Source organism: Acutalibacter caecimuris (genome assembly GCF_034335085.1).
Lineage (GTDB): Bacteria > Bacillota > Clostridia > Oscillospirales > Acutalibacteraceae > Acutalibacter > Acutalibacter caecimuris.
Map to the genome: position 1 here is coordinate 23,673 of NZ_JAWXXJ010000016.1, position 20,356 is coordinate 44,028.

Sequence of the window (20,356 nt, forward strand, 5' to 3'; positions counted from 1 at the left end):
CCCGGTATGCCCAGGTTTTTTGTAGAGGGCGCCCCGGCCGGGGCCTACCTGCTGGCCGGGGAGGACGGCCGCCATGGGGCCAAATCCCTGCGCCTGCGGCCGGGTGAGGCCGTAACCCTTTGCGACGGCCGGGGCTCGGATTACCACGGGGTGGTCCAGGAGGTGCTGCCCCAGGGCCTGCTATTGGATGTAGGGCAGCCCGTGCCCAGCCGGGGGGAACCGGCCATCCGGGTAACGGTGTGCCAGTGCCTGCCCAAGGCGGACAAGCTGGAAACCGTGGCCCAAAAGTCCGTAGAGTTGGGGGCCGCCGCCCTGTGGCCCATAGAGAGCAGCCGCTGTGTGGCCCGCTGGGAGCCAAAGGCCGTGCCCAAAAAGCTGGAGCGTCTGCAAAAAATTGTCCGGGAGGCGGCTATGCAAAGCGGCCGGGGGATCATCCCCCCGGTGCTGGAGCCCGCCCCCCTGGCAAAGGCCCTGGAAAGCGCCGTTGCCCAGGGGGAGGCGCTGTTCCTGTACGAGGGCGGGGGCATGGGGTTCAAGGCGGCCCTGCAAAGCCTTCGCCCCGGCCTGCCCCTGTTCCTGTTCGTAGGGCCGGAGGGGGGCTTTTCCCCGGCGGAAGCGGCCCTGGCCCGGCGGCTGGGGGCGCGCCCCGTAACCCTCGGCCCCCGCATCCTGCGCACAGAAACAGCCCCCCTGGCAGCCCTGTCCGCAACCCTGTACGAAAAAGGGGAGATGGAACCGTGACCGGCCTGTGTCCAAGACAAAGCGTGTATGACGGAATTTTGGCCTTCCGCCATATAGCCTTGGCTACGCCAACGCTCCGCCGCCGGAGGCCGTCCGAATTGCCAAAAACTCCGCTCTTGGACACTCGCCCATGCCAGGCCAAAAGCCACGGCGCGCGCCTCCCCACCGGTGCCGCCCTGTCCGCAATTCTGTACGAAAAAGGGGAGATGGGACCATGACCGGCCTAAAAGCCGTTATCTTCGATGCCTACGGCACACGCCTCTCCACCGGCGCCGGCCCGCTGGATGCCACCCGGCAGATTCTGGAACGGGTGGGCCGCCCGGACCTGTCGCCCACAGCCTTTTATGGCCAGTGGAAGGAACTGCACCGGGCGCACACCGCCAGCCTGCCGGCCTTTGAAACAGAGGCCGCCCTATTTGCGCGGGACCTAAGCTGCCTGTATGCCGGATTGGGTTGCACGGCGACCCCCGGCAGGACGTGGGGCTGATGTTGGCCACCCTGGGGCAGCGCCGGGCATTCCCGGAGATCCCGGCGGTGTGGCAGCGCCTTTCCGCCCGGTACACCCTGGCCGTGGCATCCACCACAGACGCCGCGCCCCTGTTGGCGGACCTGGCCCGGGCGGGCCTGCACACGCCCCGTATCTTTACCTCAAAGGGCTTGCGCGCCTACAAGCCTCACCCGGCCTTTTACAGGGCAGTCTTACAGGCAATGGGCCTGTCCCCGGCGCAGGCGCTCTTTGTGGGGGACTCCCCCCTGGACGATGTGGAGGGCCCCAGCCGGGCAGGCATGAAAACCGGCTGGGTCAACCGTGCGGAAAAGGCATTTTCGGGAAAAATCACGCCAGATTACCGGCTGAGAAGCCTGGATGATCTGCTTACTATCCTGCTATAAGGAGGCTGAAAGTGGCAACTAACCGGGGTAATACCGTACTGGTAACAGGGGCTTCCGGGGGCATTGGCGGGGCCATTGCCCGCGCTTTCGGGGTCCGGGGCCACCGGGTGGCGGTGCACTACCACACCCGTCCCGCCCCCGCCCAGGCCGTGGTAGAGGGCATCCGCCAGGCAGGCGGCCAGGCCGCGGCCTTCTGCGCCGACCTGACCCAGGAGGCCGAAGTAGAGCGGCTTTTTGCCGGAATAGAGGCCCATTTTGGCCCTGTAGAGGTGCTGGTCAACAACGCCGGCGTGGCCTGGCAGGGCCTGCTGACCGATATGTCCCTGGCCCAGTGGCGGCAGGTAATGGACAGCGACCTTGGCAGCGTATTCCTCTGCTGCCGCCGGGCCCTGCCGGGGATGATCCGCCAAAAAAGCGGGTGTATCCTCAATATCAGCTCCATGTGGGGGCAGCAGGGGGCCTCCTGCGAGGCCGCCTACTCAGCGGCAAAAGCCGGGGTTATCGGGCTGACCAAGGCTTTGGCCCAGGAAGAGGGCCCCTCCGGCGTGCGGGTAAACTGTATCGCCCCAGGGGTCATCGATACCCCCATGAATGGCCACCTTTCGGCCGCGGATTTGGCCGCCCTGCAAGAGGAAACCCCCCTGATGCGGATCGGTACGCCGGAGGACGTGGCCCAGGCGGCCGTATTCCTCAGCGAGAGCCCCTTTATCACCGGGCAGGTGCTGGGGGTAAACGGGGGATTTGTCCTATGAACAGGCAAATTCGGCCCCTGGCGCGGCAAGATATCCCGGCAGCGGTGGGGCTCATCCGGGAGAGTTTTGCCACCGTGGCCCAGGCGTTGCGGTTTACCCAGGAGGACGCGCCCCGCTTTACGGCCTTTTCCACTACGGAGGAGCGCCTTCTCTGGCAGATGGAGCAGGAGCGGCGGCCCATGTTCGCCCTCTTTGTAGAGGGGGCCATGGCGGGGTATTACTCGTTGCGCATGGAGCCGGCTGCGTGTGAGTTGAACAACCTGTGCGTGTTGCCCGCTTACCGGCACAAGGGGCTGGGGGGCATACTCTTGCGGGACGCCTTCTTCCGGGCCGCCGGGCTGGGCGCCACTGTTATGAAAATCGGCATTGTAGAGGAAAACCGGCGGCTGCGGGCCTGGTACGAGGCGGCCGGCTTTATACACACCGGCACAGAAAAATTCCCCTTTACCTGCGGGTATATGGAAAGGGCGCTGCCCTAGAGTCTGTTTTAAAACTCCGAAACGCCGTCTATTTTGCCTAAAAACGGTGCTTTCTGTGTCAAAAATCCTCGAAAGGCGGCAAGCCTTTCTTGCAGTTTTTTCCTTGAAAGCCCTCGTTTTTGGACAAAAATCCGGCATTTCTCCGGTTTCAAAACAGGCTCTAGGGCGTGTGCCCCCGCTGAAGTCCGGAGCGCAGGGGGAACACAGAAAAACAGTGGGAGCGGATACGCCCTGTGACAGAATTTGAGTTGACTTTTCGCACAAAAAATGGTAATCTTATTATAAATAATCCGGCTGTATTAGAGCATCCCGCCGGGGGAGAAAGGACGATGGAGTATGACAGAATTTGAAAGATGGCTGGCCCAGGACCTGGACGACCAGGACCTGGCCGCCGAGTTGGAGGCCGTCAAAGGCCAGGCCGAGGAGATCAACGACCGCTTTTACCGGGATTTGGAGTTCGGCACCGGCGGCCTGCGGGGCGTTATCGGCGCGGGCACCAACCGTATGAACGTCTATACCGTGCGCAAGGCCACCCAGGGCATGGCCAACTACCTGCTCAAACACGCGGACGGCAAGCCCCAAAGCGTGGCCATCGCCCATGACAGCCGCAATAAGGGCGTTGCCTTTGCCCAGCAGTCAGCGGCGGTGCTGGCAGCCAATGGCATCAAGGCCTACCTGTACCCCCAGTTGATGCCCACCCCGGCCCTAAGCTTTGCCGTGCGGCACCTGCACTGCGACGCTGGCATTTGCGTAACCGCCAGCCATAACCCCGCCAAGTACAACGGCTATAAGGCCTATGGTTCTGACGGCTGCCAGGTAACGGCCGATATGGCCGACGGCATCATGAACGAGATCAACGCCCTGGATATTTTCACCGGCGTCAAGAAGATGGACTTCCAGGAGGGTGTGGACAAGGGGCTGATCACCTATATCGGCGACGACACCGTGGATGCTTTCCTGGACAGCGTCTACGCCGAGAGCATGAACGTAGACGCCTCCGCCCTGAAAGTGGTGTACACCCCCCTTAACGGCAGCGGCAAAATGTGCGTCACCCGCATTTTGGACCGTATCGGCGTAAAGGACGTGACCATTGTGCCGGAGCAGAGCGAGCCGGACGGAAACTTCCCCACCTGCCCATACCCCAACCCGGAGATCCGGGAGGCCCTACAGAAGGGTCTGGAACTGTGCGAGAAGGTGCAGCCCGACCTGCTGCTGGCCACGGACCCGGACTGCGACCGGGTGGGCATCGCGGTAAACCAGCACGGGGAGTATGTGCTGATGACCGGCAACGAGGTAGGCATTCTGTTGCTGGACTTTATCGCCGGGGTGAAGAAGGAGCAGGGCCGCCTGCCCGCCCACCCCGTGGCCGTCACCACCATTGTCAGCACCGACATGGTGGACCCCATTGCCAAAGAGTACGGTGTGGAGTTGCGCCGCTGCCTGACGGGCTTTAAGTATATCGGCGATATTATCGCGGAGTTGGAGGAAAAAGAGGGCAATGCCGACAGCTATCTGCTGGGGTTCGAGGAGAGCTATGGCTACCTCTCCGGCGGGTATGTGCGGGATAAGGACGCGGTAGACGGCAGTATGCTCATTTGCCAGATGGCCGCCTACTATAAGCAGCACAATATGACCCTGGTAGACGCCATGAACGCCCTGTATGAGGCATTCGGCTACTACAAGAACGACCTGTGCAACTTTGCCTTTGAGGGCGAGGACGGCATGAAAACCATGAACGGCATCATGGAGAAACTGCGCAATGCCTCGCCCGCGGAGATCGCCGGGTCCAAGGTGGTGGGCCGCAGCGATTACCAGGCCTCCCTTTCCTATGGCGACGTGGAAGGGGCCATTGACCTGCCTAAGTCCAATGTACTGGAGTACCGGATGGAAAACGGCTGCAAGCTGATCGTCCGCCCCTCCGGCACAGAGCCGAAAATCAAGATCTACCTCTCCGGCAAGGGTGACACAAAGGCCCAGGCAGAGGAGATCATCCAGAAGATGAAAGACCAGGTGCCGGCGCTGCTGGGTATCTGAGAAAAAACGGTAGAAGGAAAGGCTCTCCCCTAGGGGAGGGCCTTTTTGCATGGGTAGCGGGGTTCAAACAGCCCGCCGGGTTTCCCCGGCGGGCCATTGTTTTTAGTTTACCGCCTGATTTCCGGCGTATTGAAACGGTGGGCCAGGCCGGTCTGAAACCTGCCTGCAACCGTCATGGTTTCATCGGGCTGCCTGCCCTTCCGCCCGCGGCCGGACATAATCCGCCACAGGGCTACAACCAGTGCCACAACCGCGGCAATGAACAAGATATTGTAGAAAACCTGACCGGACATACTTGCCGCCTCCTCTTTTTGAGGGTTGCGCGCCTAGCGGATCCGCCGCTGCATACTGTCAATCATGCTGGTGGCCTTAAAGTGGGCCATAAACTCCAACAGGCCGATGGCCCTGTTCTCGCCCTTCTTTTTGCGGCCAAAGGCCAGCCAAAACACCGCCAGGCATAGGCATAGGGCGAAAATGCCCGTTAAAATCGGCGCGCCGCAGATAAAAGACCAAAAAAACTCATAAAACGGGCCTCCCTTGCCCGGTAGCTGTGGGGCGCCTACCGCATCCGCGTCCCGTTGTTGATGGAGTTGGCGCCCTTAAAAAACGCCATCTGTTCCAAAATGCCAATGGCCTTGTCCTCGCCCCGTCTTTTGTGGCCAAAGACCAACCACAGCACCACAAAGCCAAGGATCAACCCGGCAACCAAAATGGCCAATCCAACCATAAAATAGAAGGTGGTACCCATACCATTTGCCTCCTCTCCTGCCGCAACCGTGTGCCCTTACCCGTGCCGAAACCGCCCTTATCCCTGTGGACGCCCCAGGCTGGCCCGGAATAAACGCCCACTGCTGCTGAACTGGCCCATAGGAGAACGCCTCTTTCTATCAAAAATTTCGTCTTTCTATCTATATTATACCCTGGTGTTCCCCAAGCGTCAATATGCAAAGTGCACAAGGTTCAAGGGGACTTCCTGTACGCCTGCGCCCCCAGCAGGGGCCCCGCCACATAGCGGTTCAGCAGGGGTAAAACGGGGCCCGTGCAAAAGGCCATCAGCAGGGTGCCAATGCCAATGGCCGCCCCACAAGCAAAGCCTACGGCCACGCATACCACGTCCAGTCCCATGCGCCACCACCGGAAGGGTATGCGGGTACGCTCTGGCACAATATAGCTGACACAGTCATAGGGGGCCATGCCCAGGCCGCAGGTCACATAAAAGGCGCACCCGATAAGCTGCATGGAAACCCCCAGCAGGGTCATGGCCACCCGGCTGGGAAGGCCCAGGGAGGCGGCGTCCACCACTTGGCGCAGCAGGGCGCTGGTGATGTCAGCGGCATAGCCGACCAGAAACATATTCCCCAGGGTGCCCAGCCCCAGCTTAGAGCGGTCGGTCAGCACCACCACGGCCAGCAGGAGGATGTTGAAAATAGCCTGCCAGGTGCCAAAGCTCAGGTGCAGCCGGGCGGATACCCCCAGGTTCAGGGTGGAAAAGGGGTCGCTGCCCATAGCGGCCAGCATAAAAAAACCTACCCCCACGCCCATCATCGTAACAGCCAACAGCATGGCGGCAATCCGCCTGGGCAGGTGCTGCCCGGCAAAGCGGAGAAAAAAGGATGCCATCGGTTCAGCCCTCCGTTTCAAATAGGATGCCCAAGGTATTGGGCCCACAGTGGCTGGCAATGGTGCAACTGGCCTTGGTGGCGTGTATCTCGCCAAAGGGCATGGTTTCGCAGATGGTCTGGCGCACCAGCGCCTCCAGTTCCGGGCTGATGCTGGAATAGGTGATAAAAATGTGGTCCCGCTTGATGTTGGGGTATTGGGCCAGCTTATCTTTCACATAGCTTTTTAGCGCTTTCCCCAGGGCCCCCCGGTACTTTTTGCCCACGTGCATACTGCCGTCAGAGTGGTCCACCTCTATGCAGGGCTTAAGGCCCAACAGGTTGGCGCCTACGGCCGCCACGGTAGAGCACCGGCCGCCGGCCCGCATAAAGTCCAGGGTGTCCAAAATAAAGCTGGCATGGATATTATGCCGGTTGGCTTTTAATTTACCGGCAATCTCCCCGGCGGGCAGGCCGGCCTTTATCATCTCCCCGGCGTCAATCACCTGTAGGGCAATGCCTGTGGAAAGGCTAAAGCTGTCAATAGGGTACACCCGGCCGGGCGCGCCGCCTGCTGCCAGTTCCTGGGCGGCCAGTACGCAGTTTTGGTGGGCGCTGGAAATGGCCCCGCCCAGGTTCAGGTGGATTACGTCAAAGCCCTCCTGGACCCAGGCCGAAAAGTAGTCTACATACTCGCTTACATTGATGGCAGCCGTACGGGGCAAAGCCTTGTGGTCGTAATAGGCCGCAAAAATTTCTTTTACCGTAATGTCCACATTGTCCTGGTAGTCCTTTTCGTCCAGAATAATGTGGAAGGGATAGTAGCTGACCTGATACCGCTCCTTCAGCTCTTCCCCCAAATCGCAGGTGCTGTCCGCACTCAGGATGATTTTTTGCATGGGATTACTTCCTTCGTTTAAGTTGATGGGGCAGCCATAAAAGGCCGCCCCCGGTAGCCGGTTTCACCGTAGGGATATGTCCCAACCATGTGGGCCGTTGCCCCTCAAAAGGGGCGGTACAGGTTTACCGGCCCCAAAAACCACAAAAAGCAACACAAAAAACGGCGCCCTTCCCACCGAAAATTGCCATACCCCCTCGCGGGCCGGAAACCCTGGCTGCCATCTCCCCCAGCGCGCGCCGACGGGTTTCCCAAGGGGCCGCGCCCCTTTGGGCTGGCCCCTTGGGCCGTCTAATTCTTCAGGCTTTGCAGCGGGGCCGGGATTTTGCCACCACGGCGGATAAAAGCGGCGGGGGAGGCAGTGTTAACGGGCATGACCGGGCCCTGCCCCAACAGGCCGCCAAAGTCCAGTTCCTCGCCGGCCTGCTTGCCAATGGCGGGGATGACCCGCACGGCGGTGGTTTTGCTGTTGACCATGCCAATGGCAGCCTCGTCGGCGATGATGCCGGAGATGACTTCGGGGGTGGTATCGCCGGGGATGACGATCATATCCAGGCCCACCGAGCAGACGGCGGTCATGGCCTCCAGCTTGGAGAGGGTCAGGCAGCCGCTGCGGGCTGCGGCGATCATGCCGGCGTCCTCCGTCACCGGGATAAAAGCCCCGGAGAGCCCGCCCACGCTGGAGGAGGCCATAACGCCGCCCTTCTTTACGGCGTCATTCAGCAGGGCCAGGGCAGCGGTGGTACCGTGGGCCCCGCACTGCTCCAGGCCCATGCCCTCCAGTATGTAGGCCACGCTGTCGCCAATGGCCGGGGTAGGGGCCAAAGACAGGTCCACAATGCCAAAGGGCACGCTCAGCCGGCGGGAGGCCTCCTGCGCCACCAGTTGGCCCATGCGGGTGATTTTAAAAGCCGTGCGCTTGATCAGTTCGGCAATCTCCGTCAGGCTGCGGCCCGCGCCGTCCTTCTCAATGGCGGCCCGCACCACCCCCGGCCCGGACACACCCACGTTGATCACGCAGTCGGGCTCGCCGGGCCCGTGGAAGGCCCCGGCCATAAAGGGGTTGTCCTCCGGCGCGTTGCAGAACACCACCAGCTTGGCCGCGCCAATGCACTCCCGGTCCGCCGTAAGCTGGGCGGCCTTTTGCACAATCTTTCCCATTTTGCCGACAGCGTCCATGTTGATGCCGGCCTTTGTGCTGCCAATGTTTACGGAGGAGCAGACCAGTTCCGTTTCACTGAGGGCCTGGGGGATGCTCTCGATCAGGGCGTAATCGCCGGGGCCAAAGCCCTTTTGCACCAAAGCCGAGTACCCGCCGATAAAGTTTACCCCCACCGTATGGGCAGCCCGGTCCAGGGCCTTGGCAAAGCGCAGGGGCGAGGCGGCCTGGCAGGCCCCGGCCACCATGGCAATGGGCGTTACGGAGATGCGCTTGTTGATAATGGGGATGCCGTACTGCCGGCTGATGTCCTCCCCGGTTTTCACCAGGTCCTGGGCGTAGCGGCAAATCTTGTCGTACACCCGGTTGGCGGCAGCATCGGGGTCAGGGCCGGCGCAGTCCAGCAGGGAAATGCCCATGGTGATGGTGCGCACGTCCAGGTTTTCGTTGTCGATCATATTGATCGTTTCCAGAATCTCGTTGGTATTCAAGTCAGACTTCCCCCTTTGGGTCATTTTCCGGCGGGCCGGGGCCTATCCATCGCGGCCCGGCCCGGCGCCCGCCGTTATCCTGTAGTTCTGCCGGCAAGGCCGCTGCCCGGTAGCCGCGGTGCCAAACCGGGCGTTTGCAGGCAAGCCTTTGGGCAGGGCCTTGCTGCGTTTCATAAAGCCGGCTTAGATGCGGTGCATAGAGTTGAAGATATCCTCGTGCATCACATGGATTTTCAACCCCAGTTCCTGCCCCAGGGCGTCCATCCGTCCGGAAAGGGCCGCTACGTCCACCGCGTGGCCCATGTCTACCAGCATAACCATGACGAACAGGTCCTGCAAGATGGACTGGGTCACTTCCAGCACATTCACGCCGCTTTGGGCGCAAATGTCTGAAACCTTGGCCAGTATGCCAACCATATCCTTGCCTATAACGGTTATAACCGCTTTTTGTGATGTTTCCATTTACTTTCCTTCCTTTCCCTTTCCTGAAGATACTACCATTATGGGGCAGAATGGCGCGGCTGTCAAGAGGGAAAATGGCCGCCTCTTGCTGCTGTAGGGCACAGGGCCTGGCCAAACCGGGCGGTATGCCCTGCCGCCTGCAAAACCCTGCGATATTTTTTGACCATGCCGGCTTTTTGTGGTATAATACCAGCCAGAAGGGCTATTACCCCTGGAACCGGCAGCAGGAGCGTAACCGCCCCTGTCCTTGGGGCAGCGGGATAGCAATCGTGCTCCAAACCGTCATGTGCACAGGCAATAGTAGGGGAAAGCCAGGAGGGGACAGGCTGCTCCCGCTGCCAATACCCCATGTTCCCCCACGGAGGGCTTTATATATGCCTAAAAAGAAAAAAGTGAAACTGACCAAAGAAGAACGCGCCCAGCGCCGTACGGAGGACATCCGAAAGGCCAGGGCAGAAGTAAAGGCCCACCCGGTACTGTTTACCGTTTACGTCGTACTGCGGGTGCTGGTGGTGGCCGTGTTGATTTTGCAGTTGTTTAACCGGGAGTACTACGATGTATTCCTCTGCGCCCTTACCTTGACCCTTTTCCTGATCCCCAGCTTTGTGGAACGCCGGCTGCATATCGACGTGCCCAATACCCTGGAGGTTCTCATCTTGCTGTTCATCTTTTCCGCGGAAATACTGGGGGAGATCCAGGAATACTACCTGATCTTCCCTTTCTGGGACACCATGCTCCACACCATCAACGGGTTCCTCATGGCGGCCATCGGCATTGCCATGGTGGACATCCTCAACCGCTCCCGGCGGTTTAAGGTACGCCTGTCGCCGGTGTTTGTGGCGGTGGTCGCCTTCTGCTTTTCCATGACCATCGGCGTGCTGTGGGAGTTCTTTGAGTACGGCATGGACACCTTCTTTAATATGGATATGCAAAAGGATACCTGGGTCAGCGTAGTAAACACCGTCAGCCTGAACCCGGAGGGGAAAAATTCCCCGGTAAGCATCCCCATTGAGAGCGTGGTGGTCAACGGCCAGGAATGGCCGGGGTACCTGGACATCGGCATACACGACACCATGAAGGACCTGTTCGTAAACTTCATCGGCGCGGTGGTGTTCTCCCTGATCGGTATGATCTACATTATGGGCCGGGGCCGGGGAAACTTTGCCCCACGCTTTATCCCCCGGCTAAAGGAAAACGAGTTGCCCGCGCCGGAAAACAAGGGGAAATCGGAGGAACGCCTCGGTTTGCTGGAGCCTATCCCCCTGGAGGGCCCCGAAACCCAGGCTGGCCCGGAGTTAATAGACCTGTACACCAAGGACGGCAAGTTTACCGGCCAGACTATAGAGCGCGGCGGGGATAAGGGCAGCAGCTTTACGTTAGGCGTCCATGTGTTTATTTATGACGGTAAGGGGCGGTTCCTGCTGCAAAAACGGGCGGCGGGCAAAAAGTTCCGGCCCGGCCAGTGGGAGGTGGCCATGGGCCATGTGCTGGCCGGCGAAACGCCCATAGAGTGCGCCCTGCGGGAAGTCAAAGAGGAATTGGGCGTACAGTTGCCAGCGGAGGAATTTGTAAAACTGTACCGCTGGGTAGATTGGGAGAACCGGATGCACACGGACCTTTTCTTTGCCCGGGCGGAGTTGGACGAAAGCACCCTCACCCTGCAAAAGGAAGAGGTCATGGGCGTGCAGTGGGTGACAAAGGCAGAGATGCTGGGTTTCATCCACGGCATAGATTACCGGCCGGCGCGCTATAAGGAGATCACCGCCGAGTATGTGGAGAACTGTGTGGAGGAAACACAGGAACCCCAAGCAGAAGAGGAACCGTAAAACAGGAAAGCTTAAAGCCGCCTCTTTCGGAGGATGGTGAACCCCAGGCAACCCCGTTAAGTTTGGAGCGCCTGGGGATAAGCAAAACAGGGCCCACGCCGGCCCAAAACCAAAGGAGGAACCACCATGCAAACCATTGTGCAAACCAAACAGGGGGCCGTAGAGGGCGTCCTGTCCCAGGACGGGCAGACCGCGATCTTTAAAGGCGTCCCCTATGCCGCGCCCCCGGTGGGCGAACTGCGTTTCCGCCGGCCCCAGGCCCACGCCCCCTGGGAGGGGGTGCGTGCCTGCAAGACATTCGGCCCCAGTTGTATGCAGGCCGATCTGGGCGCGGGGGGCTTTTACGCAAAGGAGTTTTACGACGTACCCCTGCCGCCCCTTTCGGAGGACTGCCTTTACCTGAACATCTGGACGCCGCGGGACGCTACGCCGGACAGCGGCCTGCCGGTACTGTTCTGGATCCACGGCGGGGCCTTTATGCATGGCTCCGGCAGCGAGAAAGAGTTTGACGGCGAGGGATTTGCCCACAAGGGCGTCATCCTTGTCACCATCAACTACCGGGTCAATGCTTTCGGCTTTTTTGCCCACCCGGAGCTGGAGGAGGAAAACGAGCAGGGCGTTTCCGGCAATTACGGCATCCTGGACCAGATCTTTGCCCTAGGCTGGGTGCGGGAGAACATCGGCAGTTTTGGCGGCGACCCGGAAAAGATCACGATTTTCGGCCAGTCGGCAGGCTGCATGAGCGTGCAAACCATCGTGTCCTCCCCCCTTTCCCAAGGCATGATGCGGGCGGCTATCCTGCAAAGCGGCGGGGGTATAAGGGCGCTGCATAAAACGCCCTCCAAAGAGCAGGCATGGGAGCAGGGGAAAAAGCTGATGGACTACCTGCATATAGATACCATAGAGGCCCTGCGCCAAGTACCGGCGGGTCAACTGCGGGAGGGCGCCTACGCCACCGGCGGCCAGCAGTTGGGGTGGACGCCCCATGTGGACGGCTGGATGCTGCAAGGGGACGTAGACCAGTTGGCCGAGAGCGGGGCCATCCATGACATTGTGTACATGATCGGCTCGTTGGGGGACGATATTGGCGGGCAGACCACCCTACAGGAAGCCGGGGCCCGGTGGTGCGAAAACCTACTGAAACTGGGCCGGGCGCCTGGCTACCACTATTTGTTTGACCGCAAGCTGCCCGGAGATGACGCAGGGGCCTTCCATTCCGGGGAACTATGGTATGTGTTTGAAACCCAGGACCGCTGCTGGCGGCCTTGGGAGGAACATGACCGGGAATTGGCCAGGGAACTTTCCGGCTACTGGGCCAACTTTGCCAAAAACTTAGACCCCAACGGGGAGGGCCTGCCCCAGTGGCCGGCCTTTACCCCGGCGCATCGCGAAACAAAAGTGTGGCAATAACAGGCACTTGACCCAATCAAAAAACAGGAGGGCGCCGGCGGCCAATCAAGCCGGCGCCCTCCTGTTTTGCGGTCAATCTCCCTTCTCAAAGGAGAGGGAACCGTCCGGATGGATGTATAGGTAAAGGACCTCCTGCCCGTCCACGGGAAGATAGCTGCCCGGGCGGGCGTCCCGGAAAATCTCCTCCCAACCGGCCTGGTCCGGGTCCAACAGGACGGTAAGCCCCGCCGGCAGTTGCAAGTCTTTTTGCCCGGTAATGCGCAGGTCATATGCGCCGGTACCGGCGGCAGAGGTTTCAACCGCCACCCACAGGCCGTTGGCCCGGAACAGCACCTGGCCCGTATCCGCCAGAAAATGTGCCGGCAGGGTAGGCAGGGCTTGCCACCGCTGGCCGGACGCCACATACCGGATGGGGACGCCGGGCTTTTGCAGGTCTTTGCCCGCGTAAGCCCCCTGGGGCAGCAAAAGCGTTTCTACTGGGACAGAGCCCAGCAGGGAAACGGCCATCTCCCGTGCGTAAAGGTCCTGCTGGGGCAAAAAGGCCGTGTGCAGGGTGGCGATGTTGTGATCCCGTAGCACCCGCCGGGCAACGCCGCTGTTAAACCCGCCCAGGGACAAAGCAGCCGCGCGGCCGTCCTGCAAAACCAGGACGCAGAGGGAACTGCCTTCGCCGGTAACAGCCAGGGTGATGGTTTCGCGGGAGAGGGCCAGTGTAGAACTGGCCCCTATGCCTGCCAAAAGCAGGAGCGTAAGGGCTGTGGCCAGCATGACTTTGTATTTGACACGGTACAAAAGCAGCACAAGCAGGCATAAAAGGCAGACGCCCAGCGTAATGGGCCAAATGCTATGGCGAAAGGAGAAATAGCCGCCGGGAATGGAAGCCAGCTTGTCCGCCATGCCCATAGCCAGCCGGGCCAGCCACCCGGCACAAAAGGCAAAGGGCCTTGCCAAAGACTGGGTGAGGGGGAAGGGCGCCAGCGCGGCCAGGGGAAGGGAAACGTAAAGCATGGCGGTAACCACCGGGGTTAGCAAAAGGGTGGCAAGGGGGTTCAAAAGGGAAATGCCCCCAAATACCGCCACCTGGATAGGCAACGAAAAAGCAGACGCCGCCATGGACAGGGCCAGGGCCCCACAGGCCGGCCGCCGCAACCCGGCCGGCAAAGGCCGGAGCAGCCGGGTGAAAAGGGCGGATAAAGGGCCGTACAGGGTGATGATGCCCGCTGTGGCGGTAACGGATAGGCAAAACCCTACATCGCCGCCGGAAAAGGGGCGGGCAAGGCAAATGGCCAGCACCCCACCGCCCAGGGAGTTCAGGCTGTCTGCCTTGCGGCCCAGGGCTTGGCCCAGCAAAAGGAAAAAGAACATAGCGCAGCTTCGGAAGGCGGACAAAGGGAACCCAATGATGCAGAGATAGGCCAGCAGCGCGGCCATGTTCGCCAGGGCACGGCCCCACCGGCCCAGGGGCAGCTTGTTGACCATGAGCCCGGTCAGCAGCGCCAGGGCCGTCATATGTAAGCCGGAAACCGCCATCAGGTGCGCGCTGCCAGTCTGGACAAAATCATCGTAGCAGGCGTCGGAAAGCCCGGCGCGCTGGCCCAGCAGGCTGGCTTGTACCAGGCCGGCCTCGTCCCCTGGCAGGTAGCGGGCAATGCCCCGGCTGACAGCCTGCCGTATCTCCGCCAGAATACGCCCAGGTGGCCAGATAATATAGGGGGCGCAGGGCGGGTCAAAATCAGCCAGATAGGCCCCCAGCACATGGCCGTCGGCCAGTTGGGCGTTCTCCTGGGAGAACAGCCCGCCGGCGGAAAAGCGGTAAAATACCACTTGGGTTTCGGCAACGTCATAGGGGCGGCAGGCCAATGGCTCGCTACAGGAAAGCCGGATGTGGAAGGGCTCTACCTGGTAGCCCTCCACCCATATGACCCGGCCCGGGTAATAGAAACGGTGGTAGCGCTCCTCCGGGTAGTCAGTCAGTTGCACCTGTACCACAGCTTTTACGCCGTCAAGGGCCTGGAAAGGCTCAACCTGCGCATACCAGCCGGCCACATAAAGGGCCAAGGCCAGCGAAAGGGTAAGGCTGGCCATCGCCACAGGGGGTATGGCCTTTGCGGCCAGCGCCCACAGCGGGCCCTTCTGGCAGGTAATGCGCCGGAAAAGCGCGGCCAGCAGCGCCAACGACCCACAGGCCCCGGCCGCCACAGCCAGTTGCTGTGAAAGGCCGGGGCCTGCTTGGGCAGCCAACAGCGTCCCCGCAAAGGCAGAAAAGCCTGCTACGCAAAGGGGGCGGCGTAGGGCCATTACTTAAAGAAAAGCGGCAGGGGCTCCAGGAAGATAATATCCTCCCGGTCCTTGGCGTCGCCTTCAGCCAGCACGCAGGCCTTGCCCACCACCTGCCCACCAATGGTGTGCAGCAACTCCTCAATGGCGGCCAGGGACTCGCCGGTGGAAATCACGTCGTCCACCACCAAAATCCGCTTGCCCCTAAGGTTTTCGCAGTCTGCCTTGGAGAGGTACAGCTTTTGCACATGGTCGGTGGTAATGGACTTGACCTCCACGTGGATGGGGTCCTCCATATATGCCTTAATCCCCTTGCGGGCAACCACATAGTTCCGGCAGCCGGTGCGGGCCATCTCATAGGCCAAGGGGATGCCCTTGCTCTCCGCGGTGACAATGATGTCGTGGGCCGGGCATTTGTCCAACAGGGCTTTTGCCACTGCCTCCGTCACCTCCACGTCGCCAAACATCACAAAGCCGGCAATGTCCATGTGCTCGTTAATGGGGCAGATGGGCAATTCCCGCTCACAGCCCGCTATGTTGATCTTGTACACGCTCATGTTGATTTCTCCTTTCATGGGCCGGGGCCATGCCCCAAGCAGGGCCCCGGCCGGAACCACGCTTTCGAACAGGTGCGGGGCCGGCACGTGCTTTTTATTCTATGCCACCCATGCCGCCCAAAGTAGCCGGGGGCTTTCTGATACGCCCCCTTCTCCGCCGCCGCGCCCGGAATCTCCACCGGGTAGGGCCCGGTCACGGGCGCTCCGGGGGGAAGGGGGGCCAGCCCATCTGTTTCCCGCCCAGCAGGTGGAAGTGTAGGTGCTGAACGCTCTGCATCCCGTCAGCCCCGCAGTTGTTGACGATGCGGAACCCGTTGGTAAGGCCCAGGTCAGCGGCCAGCTTGGCCGCCACCTCAAAGATATGCGCCACCAGGCTGCTGTTTTCCTGGGTAATCTCTGCGGCGCTCCCGATGTGCGTTTTGGGGATGATCAGCACATGGGTAGGGGCCTGGGGGTCAAGATCCCGGAAAGCAAGGACAGACCCGTCCTCATAGACTTTGGTGGAGGGGATTTCCCCTGCCGCTATTTTACAAAAGATACAGTCTGGCATGGTTGCACACTCCTTTATATTTGCCCAATCAAGCATTTCTCCCGCCGCTATATGCTTGCCTGCGCCCCATCCAGCAGGGCCAGGATGCGGTCCCGTACCTGTTCCGGCGTTTTATCCGCTGTATCTATTTGGATACCGGGCAAGCTGCCGAAAGTTTCCAGAGAGCAAAGGCTGATTTTTAAATTCTCCTCTGTGCGCCACGGGCAAAGGCTATCGCCCAGCCAGCGGCGTTTCAGCCCCGGCCCGGTGCAAAGCAGGGTAAACCAGGCGGTTTCCAGGCCCGCGGACCGGGCCCCGCGCTCCAGGGCCCGGCAGATCTCCGGCCGGTCCATCAGCCAGGACACCACCATCTGCCGGCAGTGGGTGCACTGGTTATACCCCGCCAACAGGTGCAGGATGTTCCCCGCTGCCATCGACCGGGTTTCGCTGTCCCCCACAAAGGGCTCCAAATCCAGGCACCAGTCCCCGTCAATAAACGCCGCCGGGGAAAGGGCCTTTTGCAGCAGCCTGCCTACGGTAGTCTTACCCACGCCCATGGGCCCGTTCACAAAGACGACCCGTTTCCCGCTCATCCAAGCTGCTCTTTTACCAGCCCCGGCACCGCCGCCAAAGCCTCGTCCAGTTTGGTCTGGTCTTTGGCGCCGGCCATAGCGAAGTCCGGCCGGCCGCCGCCGTTACCGCCGGTAAGCTGGGCCACGGCTTTCACCAGTATGCCGGCCTTTAATCCCTTTTCCTGGGCGGGCTTGTTGCAGGCCGCGGCCAGGCTGGCCTTGCCGTCGCTGATACCGGCAAACACCGCCACAACAGGCTCCGGGCGCTCCTTGACCTTGTCGCACAGGGCCCGTAGCGCGTCGCTTCCAGTACCGGAAAGCAGGGCGTACACCACCTTCACGCCGTCCACCTCCGCGGCGTTCTGGAACACGCCCTCCAGCTTGGCAGAGGCCACCTTGGTGTGCAGGCTCTCAATCTGCCGGTCCTTCTCCTTCAGCTCAGCCGCCAGTTGCTTGGCCCTGGCAGGCAGTTCTAACGTATTCGTCACCTTCAGGGCCTTGGCGGTTTCCTGCAAGGCGTCTATCTGGCGGCCCAGTTCCACCAGCACACGTTTGCCGGTCACGCCCTCAATGCGCCGCACCCCCGAAGCCACAGAGGACTCGGAAACGATCTTAAACAGCCCCAGCCGGGCAGTGTTGTCCATGTGGGTGCCGCCGCATAATTCCATGGAGAACCCGTCCCCCACAGAAACGACCCGCACCACGTCCCCGTACTTCTCGCCAAACAGGGCCATAGCCCCCAGTTTCCGGGCCTCGTCAATGGGCATTTCCCGCACGTCTACAGGCAAAGCCTTTAAAATCTCCAGGTTCACCATGCCCTCTACCTGGGCCAGTTCTTCCGCGGTAAGGGCGGCAAAGTGGGTAAAGTCAAAGCGCACATGCTGCCCGTTTACCAGTTGGCCTGCCTGTTCCACATGGTTGCCCAGTACCTTGCGCAGGGCAGCCTGCAAAAGGTGGGCGGCCGTGTGGTTGCGCATCGTGTCCAGGCGCTGGGCAATGTTTATCTCCGCGTCAACCGTGCCGCCGGTGCAAAGGGTGCCCACGCTTACCTGGGCCCGGTGCAGGAAGATACCCTCATGCCGGGTGGTGTCGATCACGTCAACCGCAACGCCCTCGGCCCGCAGTTGGCCGCTGTCCCCGGCCTGGCCGCCGCTCTCACCATAGAAAGGCGTGCGGTCCAGCACGATGGAAACATCCTCCCCGGCCTCCGCGGCATCCACCCGCTGGCCGTCCCGGATGATTGCCAGCACCTTTGCCTGGCAGGCAAAGGCGGTATATCCCAGGAACTCCGTGGCGGGCAGGCCGCTTACAGCCCCGCCCTCGCCCTTCCAGGCGTCGGCCCCGGCGTCCTTACGGGCAGAGCGGGCCCGCTCCTTCTGCTGGCGCATCAGTTCCATAAAGCGCTCCTCGTCCACCAGCATCCCCCGCTCGGCCAAGATCTCCTTGGTCAGGTCCAGCGGGAACCCAAAGGTATCGTTCAGGGTAAAGGCGCTCTCGCCGGAGAACACCTTGCTGTCCGCCTTGTCAATGAACTCGTTGAGCATGGCCATACCCTTATCAATGGTGCGCTCAAAGCTATCCTCTTCATAGGCCACCACCTGTTTGATGGTAGCCTGCTTTTCCTTAAGTTCCGGGTAGGCAGCGCCGTTTTCCGCAATCACGGTGTCCACAACGTCCTTCAAAAAGGCACTGTTTATCCCTAGCAGGCGGCCGTGGCGGGCGGCGCGCCGGAGCAGGCGGCGCAGTACATAGCCCCGGCCTTCGTTAGAGGGCGTCACCCCGTCGCCGATCATGAACACAATGGAGCGCATATGGTCGGTGATAATGCGCAGGGAGATGTCGGTTTTTGGGTTTTCGCCGTACGCCACACCGGTAATTTCGCTGATCTTCTTCATGATGTTCTGCACCGTGTCCACCAAAAAGAGGTTGTCCACCCCCTGCATCACGCAGGCCAGGCGCTCTATGCCCATGCCGGTGTCAATGTTCTCCCGGCCCAGGGGCGTATAATTACCCTCTCCGTCGCTGTTGAACTGGGTAAATACCAGGTTCCATACCTCCACGTACCGGTCGCAGTCGCAGCCCACACCGCAGCCAGGTTTGCCGCAGCCGTGTTCAGGGCCCCGGTCAAAGAAGATTTCCGAACTGGGGCCGCAGGGGCCGCTGCCGTGCTCCCAAAAGTTGTCCTCCCGGCCCAGACGTTTCATGTGGCTTTCCGGCACGCCTATCTCTTTGGTCCAGATGTCCCAGGCGTCGTCGTCGCTCTCAAACACAGTGACATACAGCTTTTCCGCCGGGATCTCCAGCACCTTGGTAAAGAACTCCCAGGCCCAGGAGATGGCCTCCCGCTTAAAGTAGTCGTTAAAGCTGAAATTGCCCAGCATCTCAAAAAAGGTGCCGTGGCGGTCGGTAATGCCCACGCTGTCAATGTCCGGGGTGCGGATGCACTTCTGGCAGGTAGTCACCCGGTGGCGGGGGGGCTCCTCCTCCCCGGTAAAGTACTTTTTCATGGGGGCCATGCCCGCGCCGATGAGCAGCAGGCTTTTATCCCCCTGGGGGATCAGGGAAAAGCTGGGCAGCCGTAGGTGGCCCTTGCTCTCAAAAAAAGCCAGGTATTTTTCTCTCAGTTCGTTCAGTCCTGTCCACTGCATATGGATCCTCTCCTTTAATTTTCCGTTTAGGTTTTGCGAAAGGCCCGTCCCCGGCGGCCGGATCACAGGTCCAAATCCACCCGGTAGCCTTCGTCAATCAAAATATACTCCATCCCCCTGGCCCGGCACTGCCGCAGGTTTTCCTCGTTCTCCGCAATCAGCGCGGCCTTGTCCAACTGGTCCTCCAGCCGTTCCTCTATCACCGACGCGTGCCGGTAGATATCCTCCAGGTGGTTTTCGATGTACCGCCGGGTCATGGCCAGGCACACATAGCGCATCTCCCGCAGATACGGCTCCTCCAGCCCTTCCTGCCAGGTAAAGGGGATATAGCAGCCCTCTATCACCAGGTTCTGGCGGTTTTCTATGGCGGTTTTGGAAATTTCCCGCAAAATAGGCCACAGGTATTCCGTAAGCTGGGGGTCGTCCTCCGGGGTCAGGGGCGTCTGCCCGCTACGGATCAGCCCCATCTTCAGGTGGTCGATGGACAGGTACGGGTACCTGTACTTTTCCAGCAGCCGCTGGGCCAGGGCGGTTTTACCCGTATGGGTGCTCCCGGCAAGCAGCAGGACCATAAGCTTTGCCCTCCTTTTTCAAATACTCCACGTCCATGGCAGGCCACAAAACCGGCGGGGAAAACAAAAAAAGCCCGCCTGTCCCTATGGGACGGGCAAGCCCGCGGTACCACCCAAATTGCGCCAACCCGGCCTACAGCCACAGGGACGCCTGCTTGTCCCGTTAACGCCTGGTACGCCGCCGCTCCTCGCGGCAGGTGCGCACGGGCTTGCCCGCCAAAGGGAGCGGCCCGCTTTCCTGCCGGTAATGGCTTGCACCAACCGCCATCTCTCTGTAAACGGCACAAAAAGCGTCTTCTCCGCGCAATGCACTCTATTCTGGATATGTTTTTTTCAGTATAACGCCTTTGGGCAGGTTTGTCAAGCCCTTTCGGCCCGCGGAATTGCCCCTCCCTGGGGGCCATAGCGTGTGTACGGGTAGGAGATACATAAAAACGTTCCACATACTGCGCGCCCCGGC

22 protein-coding genes are annotated in these 20,356 nt (G+C 60.8%); 8 read left to right on the forward strand and 14 right to left on the reverse strand.

From position 1 onward, the window contains the following. Nucleotides 1-6: 6 nt before the first annotated feature. The 6 genes from U8U01_RS10615 to U8U01_RS10640 all read left to right on the forward strand — a co-directional run bounded on the left by U8U01_RS10615 (nt 7) and on the right by U8U01_RS10640 (nt 4,897). Nucleotides 7-741, forward strand: coding sequence for an RsmE family RNA methyltransferase (locus U8U01_RS10615; RefSeq protein ID WP_322174026.1), 735 nt, complete (start codon nt 7-9; stop codon nt 739-741). A 214-nt stretch (nt 742-955) separates the two neighbouring features. Then, nucleotides 956-1,228: a hypothetical protein gene (locus tag U8U01_RS10620; protein WP_322174027.1), complete on the forward strand. Its 273-nt coding sequence runs from the start codon at nt 956-958 to the stop codon at nt 1,226-1,228. Next, nucleotides 1,228-1,632 (forward strand): HAD family hydrolase, encoded by a 405-nt coding sequence (locus tag U8U01_RS10625; RefSeq protein WP_322174112.1) that lies wholly within the window; start codon nt 1,228-1,230, stop codon nt 1,630-1,632. The genes U8U01_RS10620 and U8U01_RS10625 overlap by 1 nt, the downstream gene beginning before the upstream one ends. 11 nt (nt 1,633-1,643) lie before the next feature. Continuing rightward, complete coding sequence (gene ymfI / locus U8U01_RS10630; RefSeq protein WP_322174028.1) at nt 1,644-2,384, forward strand: elongation factor P 5-aminopentanone reductase; 741 nt, start codon at nt 1,644-1,646, stop codon at nt 2,382-2,384. After that, entirely contained in the window at nt 2,381-2,863 is a 483-nt protein-coding gene (locus tag U8U01_RS10635) for a GNAT family N-acetyltransferase (protein ID WP_322174029.1), read from the forward strand. Before ymfI ends, U8U01_RS10635 begins: the two co-directional genes overlap by 4 nt. Nucleotides 2,864-3,199: 336 nt before the next feature. Next, on the forward strand, nt 3,200-4,897 hold the full coding sequence (locus U8U01_RS10640; RefSeq protein WP_322174031.1) for a phospho-sugar mutase: 1,698 nt from the start codon (nt 3,200-3,202) through the stop codon (nt 4,895-4,897). 107 nt (nt 4,898-5,004) lie between these two features. Here the strand turns inward: U8U01_RS10640 and U8U01_RS10645 are convergent, their stop codons facing one another. The 8 genes from U8U01_RS10645 to U8U01_RS10680 form a co-directional block, all read right to left on the reverse strand. Next, nucleotides 5,005-5,190 (reverse strand): hypothetical protein, encoded by a 186-nt coding sequence (locus tag U8U01_RS10645; RefSeq protein WP_322174032.1) that lies wholly within the window; start codon nt 5,188-5,190, stop codon nt 5,005-5,007. A 33-nt stretch (nt 5,191-5,223) separates the two neighbouring features. Then, on the reverse strand, nt 5,224-5,346 hold the full coding sequence (locus tag U8U01_RS10650; protein WP_322174034.1) for a hypothetical protein: 123 nt from the start codon (nt 5,344-5,346) through the stop codon (nt 5,224-5,226). Between the two features lie 110 nt (nt 5,347-5,456). After that, the gene (locus U8U01_RS10655) at nt 5,457-5,645 is read right to left on the reverse strand and encodes a hypothetical protein (RefSeq protein ID WP_322174036.1); all 189 of its coding nucleotides are present in this window, start codon (nt 5,643-5,645) and stop codon (nt 5,457-5,459) included. A 212-nt stretch (nt 5,646-5,857) separates the two neighbouring features. Continuing rightward, nucleotides 5,858-6,517 (reverse strand): YczE/YyaS/YitT family protein, encoded by a 660-nt coding sequence (locus U8U01_RS10660; protein ID WP_322174038.1) that lies wholly within the window; start codon nt 6,515-6,517, stop codon nt 5,858-5,860. 4 nt (nt 6,518-6,521) lie between these two features. Beyond that, the gene (locus U8U01_RS10665; RefSeq protein WP_322174039.1) at nt 6,522-7,394 is read right to left on the reverse strand and encodes a DegV family protein; all 873 of its coding nucleotides are present in this window, start codon (nt 7,392-7,394) and stop codon (nt 6,522-6,524) included. Between the two features lie 290 nt (nt 7,395-7,684). Then, entirely contained in the window at nt 7,685-9,067 is a 1,383-nt protein-coding gene (locus U8U01_RS10670; RefSeq protein WP_322174040.1) for a PFL family protein, read from the reverse strand. An 18-nt stretch (nt 9,068-9,085) separates the two neighbouring features. Next, entirely contained in the window at nt 9,086-9,217 is a 132-nt protein-coding gene (locus U8U01_RS10675) for a hypothetical protein (protein WP_322174042.1), read from the reverse strand. Nucleotides 9,218-9,226: 9 nt separating this feature from the next. Further along, the gene (locus U8U01_RS10680) at nt 9,227-9,505 is read right to left on the reverse strand and encodes an ACT domain-containing protein (RefSeq protein WP_322174044.1); all 279 of its coding nucleotides are present in this window, start codon (nt 9,503-9,505) and stop codon (nt 9,227-9,229) included. 374 nt (nt 9,506-9,879) lie between these two features. Between U8U01_RS10680 and U8U01_RS17460 the strand changes: the two genes are divergently transcribed. Continuing rightward, complete coding sequence (locus tag U8U01_RS17460) at nt 9,880-11,331, forward strand: DUF2238 domain-containing protein (RefSeq protein ID WP_367575616.1); 1,452 nt, start codon at nt 9,880-9,882, stop codon at nt 11,329-11,331. Nucleotides 11,332-11,457: 126 nt separating this feature from the next. Beyond that, entirely contained in the window at nt 11,458-12,741 is a 1,284-nt protein-coding gene (locus U8U01_RS10695; RefSeq protein WP_322174046.1) for a carboxylesterase/lipase family protein, read from the forward strand. Nucleotides 12,742-12,813: 72 nt separating this feature from the next. On the opposite strand, the gene U8U01_RS10700 is transcribed toward U8U01_RS10695, so the two are convergent. The 6 genes from U8U01_RS10700 to U8U01_RS10725 form a co-directional block, all read right to left on the reverse strand. Next, nucleotides 12,814-15,039 (reverse strand): ComEC/Rec2 family competence protein, encoded by a 2,226-nt coding sequence (locus tag U8U01_RS10700; RefSeq protein ID WP_322174048.1) that lies wholly within the window; start codon nt 15,037-15,039, stop codon nt 12,814-12,816. Next, nucleotides 15,039-15,575 carry a phosphoribosyltransferase family protein gene (locus U8U01_RS10705; RefSeq protein WP_322174050.1) on the reverse strand — a complete coding sequence of 179 codons (537 nt, stop codon included), beginning with the start codon at nt 15,573-15,575 and terminating at the stop codon, nt 15,039-15,041. The genes U8U01_RS10700 and U8U01_RS10705 overlap by 1 nt, the downstream gene beginning before the upstream one ends. A 193-nt stretch (nt 15,576-15,768) precedes the next feature. Beyond that, a complete protein-coding gene (locus U8U01_RS10710) occupies nt 15,769-16,125 on the reverse strand; it encodes a histidine triad nucleotide-binding protein (RefSeq protein WP_322174052.1) in 357 nt (118 codons plus the stop codon). 47 nt (nt 16,126-16,172) lie between these two features. Then, entirely contained in the window at nt 16,173-16,697 is a 525-nt protein-coding gene (locus tag U8U01_RS10715) for an AAA family ATPase (protein ID WP_322174053.1), read from the reverse strand. Next, nucleotides 16,694-19,324, reverse strand: a complete 2,631-nt coding sequence (alaS, locus tag U8U01_RS10720; RefSeq protein WP_322174054.1) for an alanine--tRNA ligase — start codon at nt 19,322-19,324, stop codon at nt 16,694-16,696. Before alaS ends, U8U01_RS10715 begins: the two co-directional genes overlap by 4 nt. Before the next feature lie 62 nt (nt 19,325-19,386). Then, nucleotides 19,387-19,896: a P-loop nucleotide/nucleoside kinase family protein gene (locus U8U01_RS10725; RefSeq protein WP_322174056.1), complete on the reverse strand. Its 510-nt coding sequence runs from the start codon at nt 19,894-19,896 to the stop codon at nt 19,387-19,389. Between the last annotated feature and the right edge of the window lie 460 nt (nt 19,897-20,356).

Coding starts and splice junctions, on each gene's coding strand:
- U8U01_RS10615 (WP_322174026.1), top strand. CDS start 7: ATGCCCAGGTTTTTTGTAGAGGGCGCCCCGGCCGGGGCCTACCTGCTG.
- U8U01_RS10620 (WP_322174027.1), top strand. CDS start 956: ATGACCGGCCTAAAAGCCGTTATCTTCGATGCCTACGGCACACGCCTC.
- U8U01_RS10625 (WP_322174112.1), top strand. CDS start 1,228: ATGTTGGCCACCCTGGGGCAGCGCCGGGCATTCCCGGAGATCCCGGCG.
- U8U01_RS10635 (WP_322174029.1), top strand. CDS start 2,381: ATGAACAGGCAAATTCGGCCCCTGGCGCGGCAAGATATCCCGGCAGCG.
- U8U01_RS10640 (WP_322174031.1), top strand. CDS start 3,200: ATGACAGAATTTGAAAGATGGCTGGCCCAGGACCTGGACGACCAGGAC.
- U8U01_RS10645 (WP_322174032.1), bottom strand. CDS start 5,190: ATGTCCGGTCAGGTTTTCTACAATATCTTGTTCATTGCCGCGGTTGTG.
- U8U01_RS10655 (WP_322174036.1), bottom strand. CDS start 5,645: ATGGGTACCACCTTCTATTTTATGGTTGGATTGGCCATTTTGGTTGCC.
- U8U01_RS10660 (WP_322174038.1), bottom strand. CDS start 6,517: ATGGCATCCTTTTTTCTCCGCTTTGCCGGGCAGCACCTGCCCAGGCGG.
- U8U01_RS10665 (WP_322174039.1), bottom strand. CDS start 7,394: ATGCAAAAAATCATCCTGAGTGCGGACAGCACCTGCGATTTGGGGGAA.
- U8U01_RS10670 (WP_322174040.1), bottom strand. CDS start 9,067: ATGACCCAAAGGGGGAAGTCTGACTTGAATACCAACGAGATTCTGGAA.
- U8U01_RS10675 (WP_322174042.1), bottom strand. CDS start 9,217: ATGAAACGCAGCAAGGCCCTGCCCAAAGGCTTGCCTGCAAACGCCCGG.
- U8U01_RS10680 (WP_322174044.1), bottom strand. CDS start 9,505: ATGGAAACATCACAAAAAGCGGTTATAACCGTTATAGGCAAGGATATG.
- U8U01_RS17460 (WP_367575616.1), top strand. CDS start 9,880: ATGCCTAAAAAGAAAAAAGTGAAACTGACCAAAGAAGAACGCGCCCAG.
- U8U01_RS10695 (WP_322174046.1), top strand. CDS start 11,458: ATGCAAACCATTGTGCAAACCAAACAGGGGGCCGTAGAGGGCGTCCTG.
- U8U01_RS10700 (WP_322174048.1), bottom strand. CDS start 15,039: ATGGCCCTACGCCGCCCCCTTTGCGTAGCAGGCTTTTCTGCCTTTGCG.
- U8U01_RS10705 (WP_322174050.1), bottom strand. CDS start 15,575: ATGAGCGTGTACAAGATCAACATAGCGGGCTGTGAGCGGGAATTGCCC.
- U8U01_RS10710 (WP_322174052.1), bottom strand. CDS start 16,125: ATGCCAGACTGTATCTTTTGTAAAATAGCGGCAGGGGAAATCCCCTCC.
- U8U01_RS10715 (WP_322174053.1), bottom strand. CDS start 16,697: ATGAGCGGGAAACGGGTCGTCTTTGTGAACGGGCCCATGGGCGTGGGT.
- alaS (WP_322174054.1), bottom strand. CDS start 19,324: ATGCAGTGGACAGGACTGAACGAACTGAGAGAAAAATACCTGGCTTTT.
- U8U01_RS10725 (WP_322174056.1), bottom strand. CDS start 19,896: ATGGTCCTGCTGCTTGCCGGGAGCACCCATACGGGTAAAACCGCCCTG.